This is a genomic window from Erwinia billingiae Eb661, assembly GCF_000196615.1.
Taxonomy (GTDB): Bacteria; Pseudomonadota; Gammaproteobacteria; order Enterobacterales; family Enterobacteriaceae; genus Erwinia; species Erwinia billingiae.
The window spans coordinates 3,453,649-3,466,009 of sequence record NC_014306.1 but is presented as its reverse complement, the minus strand read 5'-3'; the positions used below and the strand labels follow the sequence as shown (position 1 = coordinate 3,466,009).

General features: G+C 52.6%; 12 protein-coding genes. 9 read left to right on the top strand and 3 right to left on the bottom strand.

The window, feature by feature from the left end; genetic code table 11:
• Positions 1–85 precede the first annotated feature (85 nt).
• Positions 86–1,288, bottom strand: a complete 1,203-nt coding sequence (ackA, locus tag EBC_RS17145) for an acetate kinase (RefSeq protein ID WP_013203104.1) — start codon at positions 1,286–1,288, stop codon at positions 86–88.
• Between the two features lie 333 nt (positions 1,289–1,621).
• Between ackA and yfbV the strand changes: the two genes are divergently transcribed.
• The 4 genes from yfbV (at position 1,622) to EBC_RS17125 (ending at position 4,744) form a co-directional block, all read left to right on the top strand.
• On the top strand, positions 1,622–2,074 hold the full coding sequence (yfbV, locus tag EBC_RS17140; RefSeq protein ID WP_013203102.1) for a terminus macrodomain insulation protein YfbV: 453 nt from the start codon (positions 1,622–1,624) through the stop codon (positions 2,072–2,074).
• A gap of 151 nt (positions 2,075–2,225) precedes the next feature.
• A complete protein-coding gene (locus tag EBC_RS17135) occupies positions 2,226–2,720 on the top strand; it encodes a YfbU family protein (protein ID WP_013203101.1) in 495 nt (164 codons plus the stop codon).
• A 14-nt stretch (positions 2,721–2,734) separates the two neighbouring features.
• Positions 2,735–3,394 carry a sugar phosphatase gene (locus tag EBC_RS17130; protein ID WP_013203100.1) on the top strand — a complete coding sequence of 220 codons (660 nt, stop codon included), beginning with the start codon at positions 2,735–2,737 and terminating at the stop codon, positions 3,392–3,394.
• Positions 3,395–3,472: 78 nt separating this feature from the next.
• Complete coding sequence (locus EBC_RS17125) at positions 3,473–4,744, top strand: SLC13 family permease (RefSeq protein ID WP_013203099.1); 1,272 nt, start codon at positions 3,473–3,475, stop codon at positions 4,742–4,744.
• 2 nt (positions 4,745–4,746) lie between these two features.
• On the opposite strand, the gene yfbR is transcribed toward EBC_RS17125, so the two are convergent.
• Together yfbR and EBC_RS17115 are read right to left on the bottom strand one after the other, a co-directional pair.
• Positions 4,747–5,343: a 5'-deoxynucleotidase gene (yfbR, locus tag EBC_RS17120; protein WP_013203098.1), complete on the bottom strand. Its 597-nt coding sequence runs from the start codon at positions 5,341–5,343 to the stop codon at positions 4,747–4,749.
• Between the two features lie 108 nt (positions 5,344–5,451).
• Positions 5,452–6,666: a pyridoxal phosphate-dependent aminotransferase gene (locus tag EBC_RS17115; protein WP_013203097.1), complete on the bottom strand. Its 1,215-nt coding sequence runs from the start codon at positions 6,664–6,666 to the stop codon at positions 5,452–5,454.
• A 1,011-nt stretch (positions 6,667–7,677) separates the two neighbouring features.
• On the opposite strand from EBC_RS17115, the gene lrhA reads away from it, so the two are divergent.
• From lrhA to nuoC, 5 genes are all read left to right on the top strand, one after another.
• Entirely contained in the window at positions 7,678–8,604 is a 927-nt protein-coding gene (gene lrhA / locus EBC_RS17105) for a transcriptional regulator LrhA (protein WP_013203095.1), read from the top strand.
• Positions 8,605–8,711: 107 nt separating this feature from the next.
• Complete coding sequence (locus EBC_RS25815; RefSeq protein ID WP_134824624.1) at positions 8,712–9,008, top strand: hypothetical protein; 297 nt, start codon at positions 8,712–8,714, stop codon at positions 9,006–9,008.
• A 265-nt stretch (positions 9,009–9,273) separates the two neighbouring features.
• A complete protein-coding gene (locus EBC_RS17100; RefSeq protein ID WP_013203092.1) occupies positions 9,274–9,711 on the top strand; it encodes an NADH-quinone oxidoreductase subunit A in 438 nt (145 codons plus the stop codon).
• Between the two features lie 15 nt (positions 9,712–9,726).
• Positions 9,727–10,401: a NuoB/complex I 20 kDa subunit family protein gene (locus tag EBC_RS17095; protein ID WP_013203091.1), complete on the top strand. Its 675-nt coding sequence runs from the start codon at positions 9,727–9,729 to the stop codon at positions 10,399–10,401.
• Between the two features lie 160 nt (positions 10,402–10,561).
• A complete protein-coding gene (gene nuoC / locus EBC_RS17090) occupies positions 10,562–12,361 on the top strand; it encodes an NADH-quinone oxidoreductase subunit C/D (protein ID WP_013203090.1) in 1,800 nt (599 codons plus the stop codon).

Genomic DNA, 12,361 nt, shown 5'->3' with positions numbered 1-12,361 from the left:
GGATCCCTGAAGCGCGGGCTTGCGCGATCCTGAGTGACTGGTGTCAAAAACAACTCCGTCAGCCTGAGCTGACGGAGGGAAGGGCTTATGCAGTCAGACGGCTGGCGTCCTGGGCAATCACCAACTCTTCGTTGGTTGGGATGACCAGAGCCGGGCGTGTGCCTTCTTTATTGATGTAGCCTGATTTGCCGAAGCGGGCAGCCAGGTTGCGTTCATGATCCACTTCGAAGCCAAGCAGGCCCAGGCGACCCAGCGACAGTTCACGAACCATCGCGGCGTTTTCACCGATGCCGCCGGTGAAGATGACCGCATCCAGGCGACCGTCCATCAGCGCGGTGTACGAACCGATGTATTTTGCCAGGCGGTGGCAATAGACGTCCATGGCGCGCTTGGCATCTTCTTTGGTGGTGTAGTTGTCTTCAACGTAACGGCAGTCGCTGGTGACTTCGGTCAGACCCAGCAGGCCAGACTCTTTGGTCAGCAGACGGTTAATCGCATCAACGCTCATGCCCAGCGTGTCGTGCAGGAAGAACACCACTGCAGGATCGATATCGCCTGAACGGGTACCCATCACCAGACCTTCCAGCGGGGTCAGGCCCATCGAGGTATCGACACAGACGCCATTGCGGATAGCCGCAACCGAACCGCCGTTGCCCAGATGGCAAGTGATGATGTTCAGCTCTTCAACCGGCTTGTTCAGCACTTTGGCCGCTTCGTGAGTGACATAGAAGTGGCTGGTACCGTGTGCGCCATAGCGACGAACGCCGTGCTCGCGATACAGTTTGTACGGCAGGGCATAAAGATAGGATTCTTCCGGCATTGTCTGATGGAAAGCGGTGTCGAAAACCGCCACATTCTTATCTGACAGGTGCGGGAAGTTCTTCATGGCTTCATCAATGCCGATCAGGTGCGCCGGGTTGTGCAGCGGCGCGAAGGACGACGCATCTTTAATGCCTTGAATCACATCCTGATCGATGATCACGGACTGGGTCAGCTTTTCGCCACCGTGAACGATGCGGTGACCTATCGAAGTGATAAGTGCAGACAGCTCTGGTTTTTGTGCCAGAATAGTTTTAACGATGAAGTTAAGTGCCTCGCTGTGTGCCGCGCCAGCGCCTAAGGCTTCTTCGTGTTTAGCGCCTTCCATCTTCCACTTAATGCGTGCTTCTGGCAGGTGGAAACATTCGGCAAAACCGGAGAGATATTCTTCACCATTTGCCGGATCGATAATGGCAAACTTGAGTGAAGAACTGCCGCAGTTCAGAACCAAAACTAACTTACTCGACATGGAAGGTCCTATTGGTTAAAAGTGGCGAAAAAAAACTCAATCAGACTATCAGCGTAGCGCATGAAAGCTGGTACATTAATGATGAACGTCAAGCTCACGGCAAATTTTGTCCAAAAGCAAAAAAAATTTATAAACTTTACGCCTTTTTTTGAACGTAGAGTGATTTTTGACTGGCCTTACTGCTAGCTAATAGCAACTTCGTAACAGCCATTCAACAATCGCGCACAGGATAACCAGTGTGCCTGTTAAAGACAAAATATTTTGAAGGATGTAAGGTAAAGTTGTTGAGTGGTCTATTTTGTTTAAATTTTATCTCCGAAGTTGAGGTCAACCATGGCTAATGAATCCGGCACCGTCGGTTGGTTTAAACTGTTCCAGTGTGGGCAGCATTATATGAAAACATGGCCTGCCGATAAGCGCCTGGCGGCCATTTTTCCGGAGAACCGTGTTTCACGTGCAACACGGTTTTCTATCCGCTTTATGCCGCCGCTGGCCGTTTTCGCCATGAGCTGGCAAATTGCGCTGGGCGGTCAGTTGGGCCCTGCCGTGGCGACCGCGCTGTTCGCCTGCAGCCTGCCAATGCAAGGGCTGTGGTGGTTGGGTAAGCGTTCCGTAACGCCATTACCGCCCACGCTGCTCAACTGGTTCCATGAAGTTCGCGAGAAACTGCAGGCCGCCGGCCAGGCCATCGCGCCAGTGGAAGGCAAACCCACGTATCAGTCGTTAGCCGATGTGCTGAAACGTGCTTTCAAGCAGCTTGATAAAACCTTCCTCGACGATCTTTAGCCTCCTGACCGGGTTTTCTGCGCATTTATCTGACGAAACCCGGTCTGGATCAAAGAAGCGTCTGCTTGCCGTACCGCCCTCAAGCCTGTTGTGCGATCCTTAGTCATCCCCTTCAAATTTCGTTACGCCCAGTGCGGCACAGGAGTTAATGATGGAAATGACCAATGCCCAGCGTTTGATCCTCTCTAATCAGTACAAAATGATGACCATGCTTGATCCCGATAACGCCGAGCGCTATCGCCGTCAGCAAACCATTATTGAGCGAGGCTACGGCTTGCAGATGCGTGAGTTGGACCGCGAATTTGGCGAGCTGACCGAAGCGGTTTGCCGCAGCATTATCGATATTATGGAGCTGCATCACGCGCTGCATGTGTCCTGGACAAATCTGAAAGATCCCACCGTCATTGAAGAACGCCGCCTGACCTTCCTCGGTTTTGATGCCGCCACAGAAGCCCGATATCTCGGCTATGTGCGCTTTATGGTGAATGTGGAAGGGCGCTACACCCATTTTGATTCCGGTACGCATGGCTTTAATGCCCAAACGCCGATGTGGGAAAAGTATCAACGCATGCTGACTGTGTGGCACACTTGTCCGCGGCAGTACCATCTGAGTGCGAATGAGATCGCGCAAATCATCAACGCCTGAGAAGGAAAAGCGTCGTGAAGTGTAAAGGTTTTCTGTTTGATTTGGACGGCACGCTGGTCGATTCATTACCGGTTGTCGAACGCGCCTGGTCTAATTGGGCATCACGCCACGGCATAGCAGCCGAAGAAGTGTTGAACTTCATTCATGGCAAGCAGGCTATCACCTCATTGCGCCACTTTATGGCCGGTTCTTCTGAAGAGGCCATTCAGCAGGAGTTCATCGCGCTGGAGAAGGTTGAGGCGGAAGATACCGACGGCATCGTTGCGTTGCCTGGCGCGGTTGAGCTGCTGGCAAGGTTGAATGAGCTGGATATTCCGTGGGCTATCGTCACCTCGGGCTCTGTTCCGGTGGCGTCTGCCCGCCGTAAAGCCGCGGGTTTGCCGGAGCCGGAAGCCTTTGTCACTGCCGAACGCGTGCAGAACGGCAAGCCTGAGCCCGATGCCTATCTGCTCGGCGCGCAGCTGCTGGAGCTTGAGCCGGAAGAGTGCGTGGTGGTGGAAGATGCCGCAGCCGGCATTCTTTCAGGCCTGGCAGCAGGTTGCCATGTGGTGGCAGTCAACGCACCGGCCGGATCGCCAAGGCTGGAAGATGTCGATATGCTGCTCTATTCGCTGGAAGAATTGGTGATCCACAAAAATGCTGACGGCAGTATTGATGTGCACAGAAAGCACTAAGACATGATGTAACCCCGCTATAGCGGGGTTTTTTTTATGCGATGATCTGTACCGCCATTCCCCTGTACAGAGATCCCCGTGAACAATGAGTTGATTTGGGTCCTCAGCCTGCTGGCGATCACCATTCTGTTGTTTATCTCCGGCAAATTACGCATGGATGTAATTGCGCTGTGTGTGATCGTTGCTTTTGTCCTCAGCGGAACCCTTACCCTGCAGGAAGCCACCCTCGGTTTCAGCGATCCCAACGTGATTCTTATTGCCGCCCTGTTTGTGATTGGCGAAGGCCTGGTGCGCACCGGCGTCGCGCTGAATATGGGGGAATGGCTGGTCAGGGTCGCGGGCAGTAGCGAAACGAAAATGCTGGTTTTTCTGATGCTGACGGTGGCCGGACTCGGGGCCTTTATGAGTTCGACCGGGGTGGTTGCCATCTTTATTCCGGTGGTGCTCAGCGTGTCGGCCAGAATGGGCAGTTCACCGGCCAGGCTGATGATGCCGTTGAGCTTCGCCGGTCTGATCAGCGGCATGATGACACTGGTCGCCACGCCCCCCAACCTGGTGGTGAACAGCGAATTGCTGCGCGAGGGGTTGACGGGATTTCGCTTCTTCGACGTTACGCCGGTGGGCATGGTGGCGCTGATCCTTGGCATTGGCTATATGCTGGTGGCACGCAAATGGCTGGCAGATCCCGGGCAGAAAGGTACAGGCCGAGCGCTGAGTTTCAGAAAAACGGCGGTGGATAGCCTTGAGGTTGCACCGGCAAAAAGTCAGGCTCCTCACGCAATTTTCTGTATGGCCCTGATGGTGGCGATGATGCTAACCAACGCCATTCCAAATCCGATCGCCGCGATAATTGCCTGCCTGCTGATGGGCAAATTCCGCTGTATAGATATGGAGAGCGCCTATCGGGCGATTCAGTGGCCGGGGCTGATCCTGATTATCGGCATGATGCCGTTTGCGTTAGCGCTGCAGAAAACCGGTGGGGTGACGTTGATCGTCGAGGGTTTGATGGATCTGGCGGGAGGCAAAAGTCCGCATGTGATGCTGCTGTGCCTGTTTATCCTTTGCGCCACCGTTGGACTGTTTATTTCCAACACCGCCACGGCGGTGCTGATGGCGCCGATCGGGATTGCCGCCGCGCAGCAGATGGGCCTGTCTCCCTATCCGTTTACCCTGATTATTGCGGTGGCCGCGTCCGCCGCCTTTATGACGCCAGTCTCCTCACCGGTGAACATGCTGGTGATGGGGCCTGGCGGCTATCGCTTCAGTGACTTTGTCAAAATTGGCGTACCCTTCACCCTGATGATCATGGTGGTCAGCGTATTGCTGGTGCCGGTACTGTTTCCCTTCTGACGTTACAGCGAATCCTGACTGATTTCATCCAGCGACAGGCTGAAGCTCGGGACAAACACCTCAACAAAGTAGTCCATTTCGGGGCTGTGGCGCTCGCTAAGGGTTTTCTCCAGCCGGGCTTTTGCCAGCTGAAATTCATGGTTACCGGCGGAGAGTTCTTCCAGACATTTCAGGTAGGCGCAAAGCGCATCAGCCTGTTTCACAATCGCTTTTTCTTCTTCGCTGTGCTGATGCTCATCAAGCAACGGCCGGTAAGCATTGCGCAGCTCTTCAGGCAGCATTTCAATCAGCTTTTGCTGGGCAATCTTTTCGATTTTTTTGTATTCATGGGCAATTTGCGCGTTGTAATACTTTACCGGCGTCGGTAAATCACCGGTCAGCACTTCGCTGGCGTCATGATAGATCGCCATCATCGCGATGCGTTCAGCATTCAGGTTGCCATTGAATTTTTGATTTTTGATCACCGCCAGCGCATGGGCGACCATTGCCACCTGCAGGCTGTGTTCGGAAACATTTTCAGTGCGCACGTTGCGCATCAGAGGCCAGCGATTGATCAGCTTAAGACGGGAAAGGTGGGCGAAAAAATGGCTCTGGTTCATGTGTGGCGATTTCCTGTAGCGTGACTGCGGGGAACGGACGGCTCCGTACCCCAAGCTGCCAGTATAACGCCATACTGATGACGGCGTCAGTGGCGGTTTTGCTACAGATTACTGACGGTAACCTTCGAGGAAGCGACCAAACTTGCTGATGGCCATTTCCAGATCGTTAACGTGAGGCAGGGTGACGATTCGGACATGGTCCGGATACGGCCAGTTAAAGGCGGAGCCCTGAACCAGCAGCACTTTTTCCTGCAGCAGGAAGTCCAGCACCATTTTCTGGTCGTCGTGCAGATTGAACTTCTTGGCGTCAATTTTTGGGAACATATACAGCGCGCCGTCAGGCTTAACGCAGCTGACGCCTGGAATCTCATTGATCAATTCCCATGCCCGGTTGCGCTGCTCATAGAGCCGACCGCCAGGGACGATAAACTCGCTGATGCTCTGGTAGCCGCCTAATGCCGTCTGAATCGCATGCTGTGCAGGCACGTTGGCGCACAGACGCATGGATGCCAGCATTTCCAGACCTTCGATATAGCCTTTTGCGTGCTTCTTCGGGCCATTCAACACCATCCAACCCTGGCGGAAACCGGCCACGCGATAGGTTTTGGACAGGCCGTTAAAGGTGATGGTCAGCAGGTCGGGGGCCAGCGTGGCAATAGAATGATGCTGTGCCGCGTCGTACAAGATTTTGTCGTAGATCTCATCAGCAAAAATAATCAAATTATGCTGACGTGCGATTTCCACCACTTCCATCAACAGCTCTTTGCTGTAAACCGCACCGGTCGGGTTATTGGGGTTAATAATCACGATGCCACGGGTGCGTGGGGTGATTTTACTGCGAATATCGTCGAGGTCCGGGAACCAGCCGGCGGATTCGTCACAGAGGTAATGCACCGCTTTGCCGCTGGAAAGAGACACGGCTGCGGTCCACAGTGGGTAATCCGGTGCCGGAACCAGCATCTCGTCGCCCATATTCAGCAACGCCTGCATCGACTGCACGATCAGTTCGGAAACGCCGTTGCCGATATAGACATCTTCCACGGTCATGTCGCGCATACCGCGCGCCTGATAATGCTGAACGATGGCTTTCCGGGCGGAGTAAAGGCCTTTTGAATCACAATAACCCTGCGCGCTCGGCAGATTACGGATCACATCTACCAGGATCTCATCGGGGGCTTCAAAACCAAACGGCGCTGGATTGCCGATATTCAGCTTAAGGACCTTATTGCCTTCTTCTTCAAGACGCTTTGCTTCTTTTAACACCGGTCCACGGATGTCGTAACACACGTTATCCAGTTTGCTTGATTTTTCAATTGGATTCATTTCTCTCGCCTTTGACTTGCAGAACTGCCTTCCTGCCATGGAAAACTAAACCAGCACAATGTACTCCTGTCTGCGGTGCTTTTGAAGGGCATCAGCAGGCTTTGGTGGCTTACCGGAAGAAAACGGTTTTGGCCGGGAGGAGGGAAGGGATGCAGCCGATGAGTTGGCATAAAATGCTGACTATTCTCATCATGCTGAAACTAAAAACTGAACCGCGAGTCTTCTTATTGAGGCGAAAGGGCACTAATGGGTCTTGAAAGAGTTAGATATGTAAGAATTTGGTAAAATTCGATGGATTGATGAACTCTGTAACTGTCAAAATTGTCTTAATTGACTGGTTAAAAATCAATCAGTTTGGCTTGGGGCTATTTTCAGGGGGTTACCCGCGTCGAAGTGGTCCACCTTTACCTTGAGTCAGGCACCCGGGCACGGAATGATAAATTTTTGTATCGGAAGGCCTGATAGCCGGGCTTCGGCCAATAAAATGTTACTTTACTGATAAGAATAATAGGATTGGGGCTTAAAAAGTAAACGACAGTATGGCAGGATAATAACCAGAGGACCTTGCGCCGTGCGTGCAGGTTTCTCAGGTGATATTACGTCGTATACTGTCACCGGTAAGCTTAAGTACGGCTTATCATTTTTCCGCTGTATCTGCAGCGTTCTGGTTTTTCAATTTTACATGGTTTTTTTACACTATCAGCACCGTAGTCAGGCATTACTGTCAGGCTGGCGGCGTTATTTGACCATATTAGTGCCGCTTTCTGTTTCTTATGAGTCAGTGCTGCACACCGAAGTGATGTATCAGATGGAACAAACTGTCATCGGCTCCACCTGCGGTTAATACCGGGGACATTCAGGCTGATGGAGTTTTGACGTCTGCGAGAAAAAGTAGTGCAACGTGCAGTTCAGCGCACCGCATTACGCCATTGTTATCACTGTATCCTATTGATACAGAAGGTAATGACACCAGGGTAGCTGTTCGTATAAATCTTATAAAGTGAAGAAAACATGACTAGTGCAAATCGTCCGATCCTCAATCTTGACCTCGATCTGCTGAGAACATTTGTTGCTGTTGCCGATCTGAACACCTTTGCTGCTGCGGCAGCTGCGGTTTGCAGAACGCAATCAGCGGTTAGCCAGCAGATGCAGCGTCTGGAACAACTGGTTGGCAAAGAACTGTTTGCCAGACATGGACGTAATAAATTACTGACGGAACATGGTATTCAGCTTCTTGGCTATGCCAGAAAGATCCTTCGTTTCAACGACGAAGCCTGTACTTCGTTGATGTACAGCAATATTCAGGGCGTACTGACTATCGGTGCTTCTGATGATACGTCTGATACCATCCTGCCTTTCTTGCTGAACCGCGTCACGTCTGTCTATCCCAAGCTGGCGATTGATGTGCGGGTGAAGCGCAATCCGTTCATGATGGAGATGTTAAATCAGGGTGAAGTGGACTTAGTTGTGACCACCTCGAGCCCGATGAACTTCGCCTTCCAGGTATTGCGTACTTCTCCGACCCTTTGGTATTGCGCCGCTGACTATATCTTCCAGCGCGGGGAAGCGATTCCTCTGGTACTGCTGGACGAGCCAAGCCCGTACCGTGATATGGCCATTGACCACCTCAACGAGGCTGGCATCCCATGGCGCATCTCTTATGTTGCTTCCACTCTTGCGGCCGTCCGCGCAGCGGTGAAAGCGGGTCTGGGCGTGACTGCACGTCCGGTTGAGATGATGAGTCCGGAACTGCGCGTAATGGGTGCGGCAGAAGGTCTGCCGGTTCTGCCTGATACCGAATACCTGCTGTGTCGTAATCCGGAAAGTGACAACGAGCTGGCGCTGGCCATCTTCAATGCCATGGAATCAAGCAACGATCCGTACAACCTGACGCTTGCCGCTCAGGATGCCGCTTCGCTGACGGATGAAGACGAGTAAGTTTCGCTGTAAAAGTTTATTTTTAGTTGTTAATTTTTAACGCTTAATAAGAACTATTTACGGAAATAAAGCCCTTCAGTGCATCTTTGCATTGAAGGGCTTTTTTATTGAAATTTTCTCGCCCTTTTTTGCCGCAAAATTCCCCGCAAATTTCTCTGCTGATGCAAAAACCCTCCGCGACAGATTTTCCCTGTTTTGGACAATTTCTGTCAGCGAAGAAACTATTTAGTGAATTGATTTTGCGCACTGAATTGCGCTGCTTTTTAACTCATAAAAGGCAAAAGTGTGTGCTGGATCAAAAAAATAGCCCCAATAAGGGGAAGGAAAACCCGCAGAATCCTGCCAAAATAGGCGTTGTTAAATCCGCGATCCGCACAGGGAAATACCCGCTACACTTTGACTGAGAAGCTGAACTGACTCGATTTAGCTCACTTTCTGCGCATCATATGTTAAATAAATGCTGCGGGTGTAAATTAATGTGTGGATACTTTTGTCAAAGTTGACAGAAGGTTATAGAAAGGAGTAAAAAACCACATAAAATCGCTGCCTAATCAAAAAAGTCAGCAAAGTTTATAAGGTTTTTTATTTTTCCCTTGAATCGATGGGGTAGGTCAACTGCCAATTACAGAGCAGAATACCGGGCACCCCGAGTTGAGTTAAGCAGAGCGTATGTCTACAACTACTGAAGTTATCGCCCATCACTGGGCTTTTGCCGTATTCCTGATCGTCGCAATTGGCCTTTGCTGCGCAATGTTGGCCGGAGCATGGTTTTTAGGCGGAAAAGCCCGTGGACGCTATACCAACACGCCTTTCGAGTCCGGAGCCCCTGCGGTAGGAACGACCCACCTTCGAATGTCTGCCAAGTTCTACCTGGTGGCCATGTTCTTCGTCATCTTCGACGTTGAAGCCCTCTATTTATACGCCTGGTCGACTGCCATCCGTGAAAGCGGCTGGATCGGCTTCGTGGAAGCCACAATTTTCATTTTGGTACTGCTGGCTGGTTTGGTTTATCTGGTGCGGATCCGCGCGCTGGATTGGGCTCCTGCACCTCGTCGTGTCGTTGTCAAACCCACTACCATCTCGCATTCCAACCGTCATACGCAGTAAAAGCGAGGCTTAAAGATGGACTATACGCTCACCCGCGCGGACCCGAACGGCGAGAATGACCGTTACCCATTACAGAAACAGGAGATCGTCACCGATCCCCTGGAAAAACACGTTCATCAAAACGTCTACATGGGCAAGTTAGAACATGCCATGCACGACATGGTGAACTGGGGACGCAAAAACTCACTCTGGCCGTTTAACTTCGGTCTCTCCTGCTGTTACGTCGAAATGACCACCTCGTTCACCTCAGTGCACGACGTGGCGCGTTTTGGTTCGGAAGTTATCCGTGCCTCGCCACGTCAGGCCGACTTTATGGTGGTTGCAGGAACCTGCTTCACCAAAATGGCACCGGTGGTTCAACGTCTGTATGACCAGATGCTGGAGCCAAAGTGGGTGATCTCGATGGGTGCCTGTGCCAACTCCGGCGGGATGTATGACATCTACTCGGTGGTGCAGGGCGTGGATAAGTTCCTGCCTGTTGACGTCTATATTCCAGGTTGCCCACCGCGCCCAGAAGCCTACATGCAGGCACTGCTGCTGCTGCAGGAATCCATTGGTAAAGAGCGTCGTCCGCTCTCGTGGGTGGTGGGCGATCAGGGTGTTTATCGCGCCAATATGCAGTCCGAGCGCGAAAGAAAGCAGGCTGAACGTATTGCCGTCACCAACCTGCGCACACCTGACGAAATTTAACCGCTACCGCCATTAAGACGTTGCGAGCCTTCGCAGCGTCAGAACAGCAGGTAGAGCAGTTTATGGATGCCCGGCAGCGTATAAAAATCACAACACGCGCACGGTCCATCCTGACGCCAATACTGAGCGCCTGCCTGCAGGCCCACAGGGTGAACAACTTATGACAGATTTGACCACGCAAGATCTCGCTCAGCCTGAATGGCAAACCCGTGATCACCAGGATGACCCGGTGATCGGCGAGCTGCGTAACCGTTTTGGGCCTGATGCCTTCACCGTTCAGCCTACCCGTACCGGCGTGCCGGTGGTGTGGGTGAAGCGTGAACAGCTGCTGGAGATCGTAGAATTCTTACGCAAGCTGCCAAAACCTTATGTGATGCTGTATGACTTACATGGGATGGATGAGCGTCTTCGTACTCACCGCGCCGGTTTACCTGCCGCGGATTTTTCCGTTTTCTATCACTTCATTTCCATTGAACGTAACCGTGACATCATGCTCAAGGTGGCGTTGTCTGAAAACGACCTGCATGTGCCAACCGTCACCAAAATTTTCGCCAATGCCAACTGGTACGAGCGTGAAACCTGGGAAATGTTCGGCATCACCTTTGATGGCCACCCGCACCTGACGCGCATCATGATGCCGCAGGACTGGGAAGGGCATCCGCTGCGTAAAGACTATCCGGCACGCGCCACCGAATTCGATCCGTTTGAGCTGACCAAGAAAACGGAAGATTTGGCGATGGAGCAGATGACCTTCAAGCCGGAAGACTGGGGCATGAAGCGGGGCAACGCGACTGAGGACTTTATGTTCCTCAACCTCGGGCCTAACCACCCGTCAGCGCACGGTGCTTTCCGCATCATTCTGCAGCTGGATGGCGAAGAGATTGTCGACTGTGTGCCGGACGTGGGTTACCACCACCGTGGCGCAGAGAAGATGGGTGAACGTCAGTCCTGGCACAGCTACATTCCTTACACTGACCGCATCGAATACCTTGGCGGTTGCGTAAACGAAATGCCGTACGTGCTGGCGGTTGAAAAGCTGGCCGGTATCAAGGTGCCCGAGCGCGTTGACGTTATCCGCGTGATGCTTTCAGAGCTGTTCCGTATAAACAGCCACCTGCTGTATATCTCGACCTTTATTCAGGACGTTGGGGCGATGTCTCCGGTGTTCTTTGCCTTTACCGATCGCCAGAAAATTTACGACGTGGTTGAAGCCATCACCGGTTTCCGTATGCATCCGGCCTGGTTCCGCATTGGCGGCGTGGCGCACGACCTGCCGAAAGGCTGGGAAGGCCTGCTGCGTGAGTTCATCAACTGGCTGCCAAAACGTCTGAAGGCGTACGAGCAAACCGCGCTGAAAAACTCGGTGTTGATCGCCCGTTCGAAAGGCGTTTCTGCCTACAACATGGAAGAAGCGTTAGCCTGGGGCACCACCGGCGCCGGTCTGCGTGCGACGGGGCTGGACTTCGATGTGCGTAAATGGCGTCCGTACTCCGGCTACGAAAACTTCGACTTCGAAATTCCGATTGGCGATGGCGTGAGCTGTGCTTACACCCGTGTGATGCTGAAGATGGAAGAGATGCGCCAGAGTCTGCGCATTCTTGAACAGTGTCTGAACAACATGCCGGAAGGCCCGTTCAAAGCGGATCACCCGCTGACAACGCCGCCACCGAAAGAGCGCACGCTGCAGCATATCGAAACCCTGATTACTCACTTCCTGCAGGTGTCGTGGGGCCCGGTGATGCCGGCCAACGAATCCTTCCAGATGATTGAAGCGACGAAAGGGATCAACAGTTACTACCTGACCAGCGACGGCAGCACCATGAGCTACCGCACCCGTGTGCGCACGCCGAGCTTCCCGCACCTGCAGCAGATCCCGTCAGTGATCAACGGCAGCCTGGTATCCGATCTGATCGTATACCTCGGTAGTATCGATTTTGTTATGTCAGACGTGGACCGCTAA

Bases quoted from the DNA above. Each gene is read 5' to 3' on its own strand.
- ackA (WP_013203104.1), bottom strand. From the start codon at position 1,288: ATGTCGAGTAAGTTAGTTTTGGTTCTGAACTGCGGCAGTTCTTCACTC.
- yfbV (WP_013203102.1), top strand. From the start codon at position 1,622: ATGGCTAATGAATCCGGCACCGTCGGTTGGTTTAAACTGTTCCAGTGT.
- EBC_RS17135 (WP_013203101.1), top strand. From the start codon at position 2,226: ATGGAAATGACCAATGCCCAGCGTTTGATCCTCTCTAATCAGTACAAA.
- yfbR (WP_013203098.1), bottom strand. From the start codon at position 5,343: ATGAACCAGAGCCATTTTTTCGCCCACCTTTCCCGTCTTAAGCTGATC.
- EBC_RS17115 (WP_013203097.1), bottom strand. From the start codon at position 6,666: ATGAATCCAATTGAAAAATCAAGCAAACTGGATAACGTGTGTTACGAC.
- lrhA (WP_013203095.1), top strand. From the start codon at position 7,678: ATGACTAGTGCAAATCGTCCGATCCTCAATCTTGACCTCGATCTGCTG.
- EBC_RS17100 (WP_013203092.1), top strand. From the start codon at position 9,274: ATGTCTACAACTACTGAAGTTATCGCCCATCACTGGGCTTTTGCCGTA.
- EBC_RS17095 (WP_013203091.1), top strand. From the start codon at position 9,727: ATGGACTATACGCTCACCCGCGCGGACCCGAACGGCGAGAATGACCGT.
- nuoC (WP_013203090.1), top strand. From the start codon at position 10,562: ATGACAGATTTGACCACGCAAGATCTCGCTCAGCCTGAATGGCAAACC.